Annotated in this window: 16 protein-coding genes and 1 riboswitch; of the genes, 4 read left to right on the top strand and 12 right to left on the bottom strand. The window is 47.4% G+C overall.

The features are described 5' to 3' along the window. Positions 1 to 45: 45 nt before the first annotated feature. The 4 genes from oppC to C9J03_RS26660 form a co-directional block, all read right to left on the bottom strand. A complete protein-coding gene (oppC, locus tag C9J03_RS07920; protein WP_039463993.1) occupies positions 46 to 957 on the bottom strand; it encodes an oligopeptide ABC transporter permease OppC in 912 nt (303 codons plus the stop codon). A gap of 15 nt (positions 958 to 972) precedes the next feature. Continuing rightward, the gene (gene oppB / locus C9J03_RS07915; RefSeq protein ID WP_039463976.1) at positions 973 to 1,893 is read right to left on the bottom strand and encodes an oligopeptide ABC transporter permease OppB; all 921 of its coding nucleotides are present in this window, start codon (positions 1,891 to 1,893) and stop codon (positions 973 to 975) included. Positions 1,894 to 2,008: 115 nt separating this feature from the next. Continuing rightward, positions 2,009 to 3,640 carry an ABC transporter substrate-binding protein gene (locus C9J03_RS07910; protein ID WP_039463972.1) on the bottom strand — a complete coding sequence of 544 codons (1,632 nt, stop codon included), beginning with the start codon at positions 3,638 to 3,640 and terminating at the stop codon, positions 2,009 to 2,011. A 427-nt stretch (positions 3,641 to 4,067) separates the two neighbouring features. Next, positions 4,068 to 4,241: a hypothetical protein gene (locus C9J03_RS26660; protein ID WP_156136276.1), complete on the bottom strand. Its 174-nt coding sequence runs from the start codon at positions 4,239 to 4,241 to the stop codon at positions 4,068 to 4,070. Positions 4,242 to 4,823: 582 nt separating this feature from the next. Here C9J03_RS26660 and C9J03_RS07905 point away from each other — a divergent pair. After that, a complete protein-coding gene (locus C9J03_RS07905) occupies positions 4,824 to 5,219 on the top strand; it encodes a MerR family transcriptional regulator (RefSeq protein ID WP_044622905.1) in 396 nt (131 codons plus the stop codon). Between the two features lie 103 nt (positions 5,220 to 5,322). Here the strand turns inward: C9J03_RS07905 and C9J03_RS07900 are convergent, their stop codons facing one another. The 6 genes from C9J03_RS07900 to moaA all read right to left on the bottom strand — a co-directional run bounded on the left by C9J03_RS07900 (position 5,323) and on the right by moaA (position 9,844). After that, positions 5,323 to 6,342 (bottom strand): porin, encoded by a 1,020-nt coding sequence (locus tag C9J03_RS07900; protein ID WP_044622904.1) that lies wholly within the window; start codon positions 6,340 to 6,342, stop codon positions 5,323 to 5,325. A gap of 487 nt (positions 6,343 to 6,829) precedes the next feature. Beyond that, a complete protein-coding gene (locus C9J03_RS07895; protein ID WP_044622903.1) occupies positions 6,830 to 7,366 on the bottom strand; it encodes a hypothetical protein in 537 nt (178 codons plus the stop codon). A 271-nt stretch (positions 7,367 to 7,637) separates the two neighbouring features. Beyond that, the gene (moaE, locus tag C9J03_RS07890; protein WP_044622902.1) at positions 7,638 to 8,087 is read right to left on the bottom strand and encodes a molybdopterin synthase catalytic subunit MoaE; all 450 of its coding nucleotides are present in this window, start codon (positions 8,085 to 8,087) and stop codon (positions 7,638 to 7,640) included. A 2-nt stretch (positions 8,088 to 8,089) separates the two neighbouring features. Then, positions 8,090 to 8,335 (bottom strand): molybdopterin synthase sulfur carrier subunit, encoded by a 246-nt coding sequence (gene moaD / locus C9J03_RS07885; protein ID WP_039456844.1) that lies wholly within the window; start codon positions 8,333 to 8,335, stop codon positions 8,090 to 8,092. Next, positions 8,332 to 8,811, bottom strand: coding sequence for a cyclic pyranopterin monophosphate synthase MoaC (gene moaC, locus C9J03_RS07880; protein WP_039456847.1), 480 nt, complete (start codon positions 8,809 to 8,811; stop codon positions 8,332 to 8,334). The genes moaD and moaC overlap by 4 nt, the downstream gene beginning before the upstream one ends. Positions 8,812 to 8,854: 43 nt before the next feature. Then, a complete protein-coding gene (moaA, locus tag C9J03_RS07875) occupies positions 8,855 to 9,844 on the bottom strand; it encodes a GTP 3',8-cyclase MoaA (protein WP_044622901.1) in 990 nt (329 codons plus the stop codon). Continuing rightward, a riboswitch (molybdenum cofactor riboswitch) is annotated at positions 9,833 to 9,975 on the bottom strand. (Overlaps the previous gene by 12 nt.) A gap of 178 nt (positions 9,976 to 10,153) precedes the next feature. On the opposite strand from moaA, the gene C9J03_RS07870 reads away from it, so the two are divergent. The 3 genes from C9J03_RS07870 (at position 10,154) to yvcK (ending at position 12,233) form a co-directional block, all read left to right on the top strand. Then, a complete protein-coding gene (locus C9J03_RS07870) occupies positions 10,154 to 10,381 on the top strand; it encodes a hypothetical protein (protein WP_039456852.1) in 228 nt (75 codons plus the stop codon). A gap of 153 nt (positions 10,382 to 10,534) precedes the next feature. Then, positions 10,535 to 11,113, top strand: coding sequence for an LON peptidase substrate-binding domain-containing protein (locus C9J03_RS07865; RefSeq protein ID WP_044622900.1), 579 nt, complete (start codon positions 10,535 to 10,537; stop codon positions 11,111 to 11,113). A 214-nt stretch (positions 11,114 to 11,327) separates the two neighbouring features. Further along, positions 11,328 to 12,233 (top strand): uridine diphosphate-N-acetylglucosamine-binding protein YvcK, encoded by a 906-nt coding sequence (gene yvcK / locus C9J03_RS07860; RefSeq protein ID WP_039456911.1) that lies wholly within the window; start codon positions 11,328 to 11,330, stop codon positions 12,231 to 12,233. On the opposite strand, the gene C9J03_RS07855 is transcribed toward yvcK, so the two are convergent. Together C9J03_RS07855 and luxO are read right to left on the bottom strand one after the other, a co-directional pair. Continuing rightward, positions 12,195 to 12,548, bottom strand: coding sequence for an Hpt domain-containing protein (locus C9J03_RS07855; protein ID WP_039456858.1), 354 nt, complete (start codon positions 12,546 to 12,548; stop codon positions 12,195 to 12,197). The genes yvcK and C9J03_RS07855 overlap by 39 nt on opposite strands. Positions 12,549 to 12,569: 21 nt before the next feature. Next, the gene (gene luxO / locus C9J03_RS07850) at positions 12,570 to 14,012 is read right to left on the bottom strand and encodes a quorum-sensing sigma-54 dependent transcriptional regulator LuxO (RefSeq protein WP_039456861.1); all 1,443 of its coding nucleotides are present in this window, start codon (positions 14,010 to 14,012) and stop codon (positions 12,570 to 12,572) included. Positions 14,013 to 14,168: the final 156 nt, after the last annotated feature.

Raw genomic sequence — 14,168 nt, 5'->3', positions numbered from 1 at the left:
TGGCCTACCTGCCCTCTTCCGTGGTGGTAGACCGAGGCCTTCTTGTTATCTGTCTTTTGGATCCAGTGCGTCACGCAAACCGTCACCCACATAGTTAAAGCAGAACAGCGTAACCACCATAAATGCCGCTGGGAACATCAGCTGCCAGATGGCGACTTCCATCGTTTGTGAACCTTCCTGTAGCAAGGCACCCCAGCTGGTCATTGGCTCCTGTACCCCCAAGCCAAGGAAACTCAGGAACGATTCTGTCAGGATCATCGATGGCACTAGCAAAGTTGAGTAAACCGCGACGATACCCAATACGTTCGGCACAATATGGCGGGTAATGATCCGCCACTGGCTTACGCCAGATACCCGAGCCGCCTCGATGAACTCCTTACTGCGCAACGACAAGGTTTGACCACGAACAATACGTGCCATGTCGAGCCATGAAATCGCACCGATCGCCACAAAGATCAGCATGATGTTACGGCCGAAGAAAGTTACCAATACGATCACGAAGAACATGAATGGGATCGAGTAGAGAATTTCCAGGATACGCATCATCACACGGTCGGTCCGGCCACCAATAAAGCCGGAGGTTGCACCGTAAAGCGTACCAATCAAAACTGCGACCAATGCCCCCATGATACCTACCATCAGGGAGATACGGCCGCCGATCAGCGTACGGGTGAACAGGTCTCGGCCCAGGCTGTCAGTACCAAAGAAATGGCCTTCCGGACCAAAGCTCGGAGCGGCGTGCAATGCATACCAGTCGGTGTCATCGAATGCATAGTTACTGAACATCGGGCCAAAGATCACTGCCAAGGAGATCAAGCAGAGGATCGTCAAGCTCACCATCGCCGCTTTATTGCGCATAAAGCGGATGCGGGCATCCTGCCACAAACTACGGCCTTCAATTTCCAATTGCTCGGAAAAATTCTCAACCGCTTCTACGTTTTCTTTTTTAGTCAGCATCATCGGTTGGGCTCCTTAGTAACGGATTTTCGGATCAATGTACGCCAGTACAATGTCGACAATGGCGTTGAAAATAATGGTCAAAGAACCAATCAGGATAGTGATACCCAATACTAGAGAGTAGTCACGGTTAAAGGCGGCGTTAACAAACAGCTTACCGATACCCGGTAGGCCGAAAATGGTTTCGATAACGACTGAACCCGTGATGATACCGACGAAAGCCGGACCCATGTAGGAAACAACTGGCAGCAACGCAGGCTTCAGGGCGTGCTTGATAATGATATAGCCGTAGCTCAGGCCCTTGGCGCGAGCGGTACGGATGAAGTTACTATTGAGGGTTTCGATCATGCTACCACGGGTAATACGGGCGAACGTTGCTACGTACAGCAGTGACATCCCCATCATTGGCAACAGCATAAATTTCAGGCCGCCGTCGTTCCAGCCCCCCGCGGGTAGCCAGCCCAGGTTAATCGAGAAGATATAGATCAATACCGGGGCGAGAATAAACGACGGCATCACCACCCCGGCCATGGCCGTCGACATTATGCAGTAGTCTATCCAACTGTTTTGCTTCAAGGCGGCAATGGTGCCGACGGTGACCCCCATCACCAAGGCAAAAATAAAGGCAAAGAAGCCGATTTTCGCCGAGACCGGCAGGGCTTTAGACACCAGCTCGTTGACGGTGAAATCTTTATATTTGAAAGAAGGACCGAAATCACCTTGCACAATATTGCCAAGGTACGTGGTGTATTGTTCGAATACCGGCTTATCCAGACCATACTTGGCCTCGATGTTAGCCATCACTTCCGGGGGAAGCGGACGCTCGCTGGAAAATGGGTTGCCTGGTGCAAAGCGCATCAGGAAAAAGGAAATTGTGATTAACACCAACAGGGTTGGTATTGCTTCAAAAATCCGTTTTGCGATGAATTTAATCATAAACTCCACCGTTCTTTTTAGTCTGTGACAGTCAATAAATACTGGCGTGAAAAACCAGAAAGGGCACTGCTCCCGTCCCGAGAGCAGCGCTTATTATCATGCTTCTTGCTGGCTATTAGTCAGCAATGATGTACATATCTTTGGAGAAAAGCTTGTCTTCTGCGTTGTTCGCAGGGTAGCCACCCACTTTCGGGTTAACCAGACGCGCTTTCACATATTGGTAGATAGGAGCAATTGGCATATCTGAGGCTAGTAGCTGCTCAGCCTCGATGTATAGCTGCTCACGCTCTGCATCTGAAGTGGACTCCAGCGCTTTTGCCATGATCGCATCGTATGCCTTGCTGTTGTAACGAGGGTCGTTAGAACTGTTGTTGCTCTGCATCAGTGACAGGAAGCTTGATGCTTCGTTGTAGTCACCACACCAGCCTGCACGTGTAACGTCGAAGTTACCCTGACGACGAGTATCTAGGTACGTTTTCCACTCTTGGTTCTCAAGCGTAGCTGTGACGTTCAGGTTCTTCTTCCACATAGAAGCAATCGCAACTGCAATCTTCTTGTGGTTTTCAGACGTGTTGTAAAGCAGGGTGAAGTTCAGCGGGTTGCCTGGGCCAAAGCCGGCTTCCTCAAGCAGCTCTTTCGCTTTCGCGTTACGCTCTTTCTGCGTCATCTGGCCATACTCAGGCGTCACTGGATTGAAGTTAGCAGTGATTTCTGGCGTCAGGAAGTAGCCTGGCTTCTGGCCTTGGCCAAGCAGTGCCTTGGTCACTACATCACGGTCAATCGCGTAAGATAGCGCCTTACGAACACGCACATCGTTAAATGGCGCTTTTTCATTGTTGAAGCCGTAGTAGTAAGAACACAGGTTACCAGAGATAGACACAGAATCAGCGTGCTGGTTCTGAAGACGACGGAAGTGCTCGTTCGGCAGCTCGTTGGTAATATCGATCTCACCCGCCAGGAAGCGGTTCATTTCAGCTACCTGATTTTCAATTGGCAGGAAAGTAACCTTGTTGATAACCGTGTTATCGTTATCCCAGTAGTTCTCATTGCGAGTTAACACGATACGCTCGTTCACAACCCAATTGTCCAGGGTGTATGCGCCGTTACCCACGAAGTTTTCTGGCTTGGTCCAGTTGTCGCCGAACTTCTCGACAACCTTGCGGTTTACTGGCTTAACCGTAGTGTGGCCCATCATCTTAACAAAGTATGGAACAGCTTGCTCAAGCTCAACAACCAGTGTGTAATCGTCTTTCGCTGATACGCCGAGAGTTTCTTTGTCGGCTTTACCCGCGATGATTTCATCTGCGTTCTTCATGGTGGTCATTTCCAGGTACCATGAATACGGAGATGCCGTCGCCGGATCAACAGCACGCTTGAAGCTGTACACGAAGTCGTGGGCAGTCACAGGATCGCCGTTGGACCATTTAGCATCTTTGCGCAGGTGGAATGTAAATGTGCGGTTGTCAGTAGTTTCCCAGCTCTCAGCAACACCAGGGACAGTGTTACCATTTTCATCTTGGTTTACCAAGCCTTCAAGCAGGTCACGGATAACGTGTGACTCAGGCACACCCTCCGTTTTGTGTGGGTCTAGCGAGGCAACTTCCGTACCGTTACCACGCACCAACTCTTGCTTGGCAGCAAGCTTTACCCCTTCCGGCACGTCAGCAGCAAGAGTAGAAAAAGAAGTAGCCGCTACAGCCATGCCAGCGCCCAGGAGAATCGCCTGGGTGATTTTATTCTTATACATGCATTAACTCCAATACATCGTTAGATACGTCCTTGCGTTCTCCAGCCGGTGCCATCTCACAATATTCGCATCGTTAATCCTAAACAATACAAAGCAAACCGAAGAATTGGTCAAAACATTATCAGGCATTGAAGTAATTTGCCACATTTTGATTACAAAAACCGACATAATCCTTAATAAGCACTATGCCGCTAGCATAAGCACCTAGCTCAAAGTTGTGTTGCAGCTAGATCTATCACAAAATCCAAAATCAAGAGAAAAATCCGCCAATTGAGCCAAAAAAGAGTAAAAACTGAATAAATAATTGTAAGTTTGCATAAATTAGCAGCAGAAATCTCTTCTATTTTTTACAACAACTCAATATGTCAATAACAAAGGTGTAAAAATATGACTTTTACCTATAAAAAAAGCGCCTTGCGGCGCTTTCTTATTTATTCTCGCTATCCATGTTTATGTTCGGAGGCACTTCATTGATTGATTGTTCTTTGCCCTCCACCATTGCGTTGTGCTCGTTACCAATAGCCTCATCAAATAGACCATCGTGATTGATATCTTCCAGCATTTGCTTGATACGACGGTTTGACATTCTTTTATGCTTCATGGAACCCTCCGCTGTTAACCACAGCACTATTGACCCATAACAGATAGACTGTACCAAGTGAAGCCTGTCACCTAGCACAGATTTAACTATGGCACAGGATCCGTTATCCTGCCTGCCATGCCGCGAAGAGGCACTGAGTTATAATAACCAAACTTTATATAAAACATGTCTAATAGATTAAGTTCTCACATCACTGAACTTTTCAACGTTGATACGTTTCTCTCACGTCTCATTAACGCTACTATCGTTTTGTTGGCTAAAGCCTTGGTTTAAGCCATATTCCGTTCCCGTTCCGTTACCCTTGAGAGTTAGAAAATATGAGACCAGCAGGTTGTTTCTCACGTCCAAGTCCTTCCCGCGTCCGCCACGGCTACGTACCACCATCACGCAAGCCAAAAGCGGAATAAGCGTATCAACACAGCTTGATAGGCACGACAACAACAAGCCCCTCGTAGAGGGGCTTTTTCTTCGCTATTTCGCCGCACCATGTTAAAAACTTGTGATAGCCATTGTATTGTGAAATCATCAGGCCAGATCAGGGAGTGATCGAACTGAAAACAGGCAACATCACAGGAAGTCATAATGTCCAATAGCAGCCACCCAGAAGAGGCCTATACCATATCAGCGCTCGCCGATGAGTTTTCGGTCACCCTACGCAGCATCCGCTTCTATGAGGATCAAGGGCTGCTCAGTCCACAACGGCAAGGAAAGGCCAGGATCTTCTCGAGGCATGACAGAGCCCGGTTGATACTGATCCTCCGCGGTAAGCGTCTGGGGTTCAGCCTGCAGGAGATACAAGAGTTGTTCCAGCTCTATGACTCAGGATCCCAGAGTCTTTCCCAGGTGCAGCATATGCTCCATACCATCCAGTCGCGCCAACAGAAACTCAGGCAACAACAAGCCGATATCAACCGCCTGATGATGGAGCTCAATGCCGCTGAGAGAAAGTGCTACCAGCAACTCAAGAAGTTTGATTGAATTTTCCCTCCTTGATATAGCTTTGCCATTTTTCTTTACACGCACAAAAAAGCCCGACACTTGGCCGGGCAAAAATAAATAAGACAATGAACGTTGGGTAGGCTTACCAGTAAACGCGAGCGCCTACTCCGAAGTAGTTATCACCATCTGCACGTGATCCTGGTTCTACTGTGTTATCAGATTCTTTGTTGGTATAGCCCAAAGTTGCACCATCTAGATAGGCGTACTCGGCATATACACGCACATAACTATTGAAGTGATAATCGCTACCTACATAAATTACTGTGCTGTCTTCGCTTAGACTACCAACACTCAGTTTCTGCTCTGTATACTCGTAACCAGCATAAGCGGTAGCATTATCAGCCCAACTGTAAGTAGCGGCTACAGTGTAAGAATCCCCATCAATAGAAAGTCCGCTGATTGTGTCTTTAAGCTCATTTGTATAGTAGGTGAAACCAATTAGGAATGGGCCTGTGGTGTAATCAACTGTTGCTTCGTAGTAAGTGTTTTCTAGTTCAACAGCAGAAGCAGATTTGTCAGTATTTACACCTCCACCTAGGTTGAAGCTGAAACCATTGATGCTTGAACCAACATAAAGCTCAGCTAGCTCTTGGTTTGTATCGTCTTCAGGAAGACCAAAGCCAGCAGCTAACCAGAACTGTTCGCCTTCATAGTTGTACTTAATATAAGAATCATGGCGACCTCCAGAGAGAATTCCTGATAAGTTACCTGAACCACCGTTGAAGTATGAATAATCAGCTACACCAACATCATCTGAAACGATCCACTGTCGACCAAATGTAATTTTACCAAAGTCTGTATCTACACCGGCGAAGTGTAGACGGTTTTTCATTTCATAGTCTTCGCCATCAGTGAAGTTAAGGCTAAATTCAACTTTACCAAATACATCAACAGAATCTGTAACGGAGTATTGTGCCTGTACACCGGCCCTTGAAGAACCCGCATTTAGAGTGACATCCTTATCCTCTTTTTTTTCCAACTGAGTTCTAAGCTGACCATAAAAATCAACGAATCCTTCGTCTGATTTGTATACTTCAGCGGCTGAAATAGAATGAGCGAAAAGTACTGCTGGGATTGCTACTGCTAGAAGTGTTTTTTTCATTTTTACTTACCTGTAATAATTTTTTTAATCTTGCTGACTCGTCCTGAGCCGAAATGAAACATATCAACAACAAAAAAAATCATCAATAGAGCAAAAAACTGACATAAAAAAATATATCAACACTTTTAGCTAGCTAAAAAAACATAAACAGAAAACATAAAAAATCACAAAAAACCTTAAAACCACCATTATTATTCATCTTTACAGTAACCTAGCTCAGACTTTATTCAGCGTAGCTTTAGACCAAACAATAAATTTATCCATAACAATAAAGCATAAGAAATAAAATAAATGGCAAAAAAGATATAACAAAAACCTTCAATTGCTCACTTTTTAAACACCTAAAGAAACAAAACGGCAACATGTGAGACAGATTTATTGCGCTACAATGTTAACACTCAATAAGAAACCACGTGTATAAAAAGGGGGAGTAGCCCTCTCGCTACTCCCCCTTTATTAATCCGCGATGTGTCAGTGGATTATTCTATTAGTGGGTTGGGATACGAATCACCCAAATATCATGCTTATCTTGGTGATATACTCCCTGCTCAATAATCTTGCTCAAGTATGCCAACCGGTGGTGGCCTTCCAACAAGTTAAAAGGCGCCTTTAGCGACTTACCATTGGCCATAGCGATATCCCGTTCATAACTTAGGACAATTGGCGCCTGCGGCCACGTCCCCATCTCTTGCATCTGCTGTACCAGCCAGCTACGTTGAAAAATCGGGTTCGTCATCCGACGTGATAACTTATCGACCACCTCTTGGTGTGGGGTACGGATCTGTGACTGAATTTGCTCACTGGTCCAGGATTCAAGTTCAAACCGCATTGACTGAAAATCCAGCCAGCCCCAGTTGCACAAAACGCCTTTCCAGTGCCGGTATAGCCACTGCTTCAACACATCGTCAGGGAAGTTAGGTAGGACCTGATGCGCTTTGGGCTGCCATTGTTCCCATGATTCACAGTGGCGGCTACCAAAACCATCGGGCTCAAGTTCATAGAGTAGTCGATCGCTCCTGATCATTGGCATACTCCTTCTTTCATTGCTTGATATTGCCTCTGGCCGATTCCGAAGACCAGATAAATAACCAATAACCATTCACTTTTATTGGTTATTTATACGATCAATTTCAAAGTAGCACAGAGCTCACTGAAAGAATAGCTGAATAATAGAGAAAGATTATGCGAGAGTGAGGCGTGAGGCGTGAGGCGTGAGGCGTGAGGCGTGAGGCGTGAGGCGTGAGGCGTGAGGCGTGGTGATGTTGGCACCTGCTAAGAACAGGTGCCACAAAAAGTTATTTTTGCTGCCAACGACCGGCAGCAGAGGTATCGGTTTCGCGAGCATCGACCCAACGAGATGCATCCGGCGTCTGCTCTTTCTTCCAAAACGGCGCACGGGTTTTCAGGTAGTCCATAATGAACTCACAAGCTTCAAATGCCGCGCCACGGTGGGCACTGGTTACGCCAACGAAGACAATCTGATCACCAAGTTCTAGATCACCCACACGGTGGATAACACGGGTTTTCAGCAAAGGCCAGCGCTCACGAGCTTGCTCGACAATCTCTTCCAGAGACTTTTCCGTCATGCCAGGGTAGTGCTCCAATGACAACCCCGTTACCGCATCACCTTGGTTGAAGTCACGGACTTTTCCGACAAAGGTGACAACTGCGCCGGCATCGGTACCCTGTGATAACAAGCTGTACTCTTCAGCAACAGAAAAGTCTTCGAACTGAACAGAAATCATGTTTAGCCCCCAGTTACAGGCGGGAAGAAAGCCACTTCGTCACCGTCTTTAATTTCACTCTCGAGCGAGCTGATGGTTTGGTTAATCGCTACCAGCAGCTTGCCCTGCTCCAGCGCCAGCTGCCACTTATCGCCTTTTTCAGCAAGGTGCTGGCGCAACGATTCGGCAGTGGCAAAGTCTGCCGTGACCTCCAAACGGTCGACACCAACGAGCTCTTTAATCTGAGCGAAGAATAATACGTTAATCATGATTCCACCTTAAAATGCCCAGATTTACCGCCTGTTTTTTCCAGCAGACGCACTTGTCCAATCACCATGTCTTTCTGTACGGCCTTACACATATCATAAATGGTCAAGGCCGCTACCGAAGCAGCCGTCAAGGCTTCCATTTCGACGCCTGTTTTACCCGCCAGTTTACAGCATGATTCGATACGAACCATATTTTCAGCTTCTATCGCTTCCAGCTGCACTTCAACTTTGGATAGCAGCAGTGGATGGCAAAGTGGGATCAAATCCCAGGTTTTTTTCGCCGCCTGAATACCGGCAATACGCGCGGTAGCAAACACGTCGCCTTTGTGGTGCTGACCAGAAACGATCAACTGAAGAGTTTCCGGCGCCATATGCACAAAAGCTTCAGCGCGTGCTTCTCGAACCGTGTCATTTTTTGCTGACACGTCAACCATGTTAGCTTCCCCAGAAGCGTTGATATGCGTAAATTGGTTCATCCGTCTGTCCCAAAACAGAAAAAGAAAATTTGAAAGGTGGCGTTTAGCCACCGATAGAGGCAAGGTTTGGTGTCATACCGGTATTCCCCTCATCGAGGAAATGGCTCACCGCTTTTTCAGCCAATCCACCTTGTATACGGGCAATGAGCTCGTCACGCTGTTCATCCTGCTGAAGCAGGTCACGTAAATCCACGCCATGTTCACCAAATAGACACAGGTGTAGTTTACCCAAGGCAGAGACGCGCAGGCGGTTGCAGCTCTTACAGAAATCTTTTTCGTAAGGCATGATCAGGCCAATTTCACCCTGGTAATCGGGGTGGCAAAAGACTTGTGCAGGGCCATCGTTGTTGCTTTTCAGCTTCAGTACCCAGCCGTTGGCTATTAGGTAATTGCGAATACTGACACCCGAGACATGGTGCTTATTGAACAGTTGATCCATTTCACCGGTCTGCATCAGTTCGATAAAGCGCAGCTGGATTGGCCGTGTCTTAATCCAGTTCAGGAATTGCGGCAACTGCTGAGAGTTGAGGTCTTTGAGCAATACGGTATTGACCTTGACCTGCTCGAAGCCGGCATCAAACGCAGCATCGATCCCCTCCATCACCTGATTGAACATATTCTCACCGGTGATTTGGTAGAACATCTTCGGGTCAAGGCTATCCACACTGACATTGATATTGGTAAGGCCTGCATCTCGCCACTCATGGACATGTCTGGCCATGCGATAACCATTGGTTGTAGTTGCGACTTTACGGATACCGGGTTGCTCGGCAACCGTACGGATGATATCGGTAAAATCACGACGCAGGCTTGGCTCGCCACCGGTAATGCGTACTTTTGATGTGCCGCACTGAGCAAACGCCCCTGTCACGCGTTGAATTTCTTCAAGCGTCAGAAACGATGGCTTTTTCTTCTGTTGAGGATGGTAGCCATCCGGCAGGCAGTAAGTACACTTAAAGTTACAGACGTCTGTAACCGACAAACGCAAGTAATAGAACTTGCGATGATAATTATCTTCAAATTGTTTCGCCACGGAACACCTTTCCAAGTACGGGAGGCCGATGCATTTCTTTATCGACCCTGGTGACAACTTGTCACTGGCTTGAATCACTTATCCCCTTTAGCCGGGAACTTAGTGAAAAAAGCTCGGAGCATGGCAATTGTACCGCACAGGATAAAACCAAAATGCGCACAATAGCGTATTAGTTATAAAAATATCAGAGGAAATGCCATATAGGCAAACTCTCAGTTTTTTCGTGCTGCATTCTACCTTTCAGCCGAATTCACGACAATACTACTAAAGGGAATACCCGGAAAATTTCTTACTGATTGTGAGGATATTATGTCCAATATTATTGAATCTGCGACAGTCGATGATATTGCCCTCTACTTACAACGCGAAGAGGGATTAGATTTGGCACATGCTCGCGAACAAGCCAAGCTGGTTATTAACGGTTTTATTGACATGCAGGAGAAAGGTTTAATCAAAGGCTGGTACTTTGATGAGCAAAGTCATTTGGAGTTGCTACCCAGCGATAATGCAATGAAAATCATTGCGAATCAGAAATAATTCGCAAAATGCAAATTGTAAATTGGTACTTTTTTGCATTTTAGAAAGACAAATTGGGTCAAAAGCGCCGAAAACAAACTATAAGCGGTTTGTAAAATTGGTATCCCATTTGCAATGTCTACTTCATCAGACATTTTGCAACCGGATTAGACTATGAACACTTACATGCCGCTACTCTTCCAAAAACGCCACGTCTTACCCGGTGGTCGCATTCCCCTACGCATTGCTCCTGGACCGCAGATGGAAGCTTTCAAAGCCGCGCTACGTGAAGGTAGTAACAGTTTTGGTGTCTGTATGTTCGACCAAGACGAGCACGGACACAACTTCTTCCAAATTGGCACTCGCGTTACGGTTGAAGATTTTGATATCTCGCCAAACAACGGCTGCTTGATCGTTACTGTTGCGGGCCACGAAAATTTCACAATCAACCATCTGGAGCAAACTGATGAAGGCTTCTTCTGTGGAGACTGCCAATTCATTCCTCCCTGGCCCGAAACCGAGGTGCGCCAAGACCAGCAAATCCTGGCTGAAAAGCTCAAGCAAATGTTCAGCAAACATCCGGAGCTTGGCGAGCTACACCATAAAAAACAATTCGACAACCTGAGCTGGCTTTGCCAACGCTGGTTGGAGCTGCTCCCCGTACCGGCCAGTGAAAAACAGATGCTGCTGACAGCGCCAAGCTGCTTAGAGACCTATGACTACCTGATCAGCATTATGCAAAAAACCCATTAGATTATAGCCTGGTAGACTCCTTACCCCGCTGCGCTCATGCTGCAACGGCGGTAGCCAGACCGTTCCATCCCATGCCCTCCCCCCATAGAGGGCATTTTTTATTCGCCCTACGCCCACAATACGTGACAGGCATACCACCACAGGGGCAAGGCCTGTATTCAATACAACTAACGCGATACACTGCATCTACTTAGTTCACACTTTTCAGCCAATGATGACAAACACTACAGTGAATAATATTACAGAAGCCAAAATTGTTGCTATTGGTGGTGGCCATGGTCTCGGCCGCATGCTTTCGGCCCTCTCTGAACATGGCGAGAATGTAACCGGTATTGTAACCACTACCGACAATGGTGGCTCAACCGGTCGGATCCGCGCCTGCCAAGGGGGGATTGCTTGGGGCGATACCCGCAACTGTATCAACCAGCTTATTACTGAGCCTTCCGTCGGCTCGATGATTTTCGAGTATCGATTCCGTGGCAACGGCGAGTTGAATGGCCATAACCTGGGCAACCTGATGCTAAAGGCACTGGATAACCTCTCGGTCAGGCCATTGGAAGCAATCAACTTGATCCGCGATATGCTGAAAGTCAAAACGCATATTGTACCGATGACCGAGCACCCTGCCGATCTGTCAGCGATGACTCCGGGAGGTGAGATTATTTGCGGTGAAACCAGCGTGGATGAGCTGGCTGATGTACCTCAGCGGCTATACATCGAACCGGCCGTGCCGGCAACCAAAGAAGCCGTCATCGCTATCCAGCACGCTGATATCATATTGCTCGGTCCTGGCAGTTTCCTAACCAGCGTCATGCCGCCACTGTTGCTAAAAGAAATTGAGCAAGCATTGAAGAAATGCAAAGCCAGAATAGTTTTTGTCACCAACTTGGATAAAGAACACGGTCCGGCAGGCATGATGACGCTACCGCAAATGCTCAATTGGTGTGAACGCTCGATGGGAGGCCGCCAAATTGATATTGTGCTTGCTGACGAGAAGTCCGAAGGGCTGGATGCAAGATACAACCAGCATATTACCTCACTTGCGTCTAACAACCATCAATGGCGACACGACAGGGAAAAGTTAAAACAGGCTATTCACCGGATTATCATGGCAGGCTAAGCGCTTGTACTCAATTGCCATACCTTCAACCATCTGCCTAAACTCTGGCAGATGGGTGACAATCCACTCATCCTGCCCTTGCTTGACACGTGATTCACACTCTTGGGCCATATCAGCGAGCTCATCAGCACCGAAGCTGGCCGCGCTGCTCTTTAACGAATGGCAGATCTCTCTAACCTCACTGATCGTGGGCTGGTCCAAGAGCTGGCGCTGGTACTGTTCCAATTCATCGCTAAATACATTGAGGAGTAATGTCAATGTTTCCTGACCGACTTCATCTGCCATGCGTTTAATAGTCTCGGCATTAATTGTCATTATGTATTTCTCTCCCTACAACTAACCTTGCGATTCCTGCCAGGCTTGTAATTTCCGGTAAATTGTTGACGGACTGACTTCTAGCAACCCCGCAGCACGTGGAATATTGCCATCACAAGCATCGATAGCTGCTTGGATTGCGCGCTTTTCGACAATCCACAGCGGTTCAACCTGCGATTTATCTATGATTGTTAATCCACTGACCTCGGGTTGAAGAGCTTCCCCCTCGATGCTACCAGTGGCAACAGGCTGAAATGATGCAATTTTAACACCAGCTTGGTTAATTGGAGGTGGGACCATTTCCAAAGTCACTTCTTCGCCCGAATTTAGCACAACGATATTTCGAATAACGTTTTGCAGTTCACGGACATTGCCCTGCCAGTGATATTGCTCGAACAGAGAGCTGACCTCCGGAGAGAAACGGGAAAAGTTTTTACCCTCCTCAACTGACATCAACGCCAGCAAGGCATGGGCGATCTCCATCACATCTCCCCCCCTTTCACGTAGCGGAGGCAACGTCACGGGAATCACATGCAGACGATAATAAAGGTCTTCACGAAAACGGCCTTCCTGCACTTCCAGCCAAGGATTGCGGTTAGTGGCACAAACAAACCGGACATCGACGGTACTGGTTTTAGATGAGCCGACTTTTTGGTAAGTGCCGGTCTGGATAAACCTGAGCAATTTGCTTTGCAGATCCAAATCCATTTCACAAAGCTCATCAAGGAACAACGTACCATGATTCGCTAACTCGACGGCACCTTGGCGCTCAGTCGACGCACCGGTAAATGCCCCTTTCACATGACCGAATAATTCACTCTCGATCAGCTCTTTGGGGATCGCGGCACAATTGAGAGCGACAAAAGGTTTGTCGTTGCGTGGACTGGCCGCATGAACCGCTTCGGCACAGACCTCTTTACCGGTACCGCTCTCCCCGGTGATAAACACAGTAGCCTTACTGGCTGCGGCAGACTCGATCACCCGGTAAACAGCCTGCATAGGCAGGCTGTTACCGATAAACCCTTGATATTGGGCGCCAGATTGCTTGGGCGCAGCCTGGTAGGTTTCACCTTTGGCCTTACGGTCTCCGTCTTTGAGCGCATTGTTAACGGTCACCCTCAGGCGGTCAGCTTCACAAGGCTTGATAAGAAAATCGATGGCACCATATCGCATCGCTTCAACAGCCACATCGATTGAGCCATGAGCAGTCATAATGACCACGGGGATGTCAGGATTGTCTCGCTTAACCACTTCCAGCACCTGCATGCCTTGCATATCAGGCAACCGCAGGTCGAGCAGGATCAAATCGGGCGTGACACCTTTGACAAAGTCCAGCGCTTCCGCCCCCGAGCCCACAATGGTCACTGATACCCCTAATGGATTAAGGTACGACTTATATAACGCAGCGACTGAGGCGGTATCTTCAACCATCAAAATACGACGCTGTTGTAATCTGCTTTCCATTGCCCCTCCAAGTCCCACCAATCTTTACTAATTGTAAACAAAAGAAAAAAAACGATGTGACTTTTTCTAATCTATCACTCAAATATAACTGACTTGCACTGCCTTGGCATTATGAATCGCAAATTGCTTTGCAAAATGCGAATCCGTGTCCACAAA

Source organism: Photobacterium gaetbulicola, assembly GCF_003025515.1.
In the GTDB taxonomy this organism is placed as follows: domain Bacteria; phylum Pseudomonadota; class Gammaproteobacteria; order Enterobacterales; family Vibrionaceae; genus Photobacterium; species Photobacterium gaetbulicola.
This window is presented reverse-complemented; position numbering and strand designations above follow the sequence as displayed.

Excerpts from the sequence above, each read along its gene's own strand:
- oppC (WP_039463993.1), bottom strand. The coding sequence starts at position 957 with ATGCTGACTAAAAAAGAAAACGTAGAAGCGGTTGAGAATTTTTCCGAG.
- oppB (WP_039463976.1), bottom strand. The coding sequence starts at position 1,893 with ATGATTAAATTCATCGCAAAACGGATTTTTGAAGCAATACCAACCCTG.
- C9J03_RS07910 (WP_039463972.1), bottom strand. The coding sequence starts at position 3,640 with ATGTATAAGAATAAAATCACCCAGGCGATTCTCCTGGGCGCTGGCATG.
- C9J03_RS26660 (WP_156136276.1), bottom strand. The coding sequence starts at position 4,241 with ATGAAGCATAAAAGAATGTCAAACCGTCGTATCAAGCAAATGCTGGAA.
- C9J03_RS07905 (WP_044622905.1), top strand. The coding sequence starts at position 4,824 with ATGTCCAATAGCAGCCACCCAGAAGAGGCCTATACCATATCAGCGCTC.
- C9J03_RS07900 (WP_044622904.1), bottom strand. The coding sequence starts at position 6,342 with ATGAAAAAAACACTTCTAGCAGTAGCAATCCCAGCAGTACTTTTCGCT.
- C9J03_RS07895 (WP_044622903.1), bottom strand. The coding sequence starts at position 7,366 with ATGATCAGGAGCGATCGACTACTCTATGAACTTGAGCCCGATGGTTTT.
- moaE (WP_044622902.1), bottom strand. The coding sequence starts at position 8,087 with ATGATTTCTGTTCAGTTCGAAGACTTTTCTGTTGCTGAAGAGTACAGC.
- moaD (WP_039456844.1), bottom strand. The coding sequence starts at position 8,335 with ATGATTAACGTATTATTCTTCGCTCAGATTAAAGAGCTCGTTGGTGTC.
- moaC (WP_039456847.1), bottom strand. The coding sequence starts at position 8,811 with ATGAACCAATTTACGCATATCAACGCTTCTGGGGAAGCTAACATGGTT.
- C9J03_RS07870 (WP_039456852.1), top strand. The coding sequence starts at position 10,154 with ATGTCCAATATTATTGAATCTGCGACAGTCGATGATATTGCCCTCTAC.
- C9J03_RS07865 (WP_044622900.1), top strand. The coding sequence starts at position 10,535 with ATGAACACTTACATGCCGCTACTCTTCCAAAAACGCCACGTCTTACCC.
- yvcK (WP_039456911.1), top strand. The coding sequence starts at position 11,328 with ATGACAAACACTACAGTGAATAATATTACAGAAGCCAAAATTGTTGCT.
- C9J03_RS07855 (WP_039456858.1), bottom strand. The coding sequence starts at position 12,548 with ATGACAATTAATGCCGAGACTATTAAACGCATGGCAGATGAAGTCGGT.
- luxO (WP_039456861.1), bottom strand. The coding sequence starts at position 14,012 with ATGGAAAGCAGATTACAACAGCGTCGTATTTTGATGGTTGAAGATACC.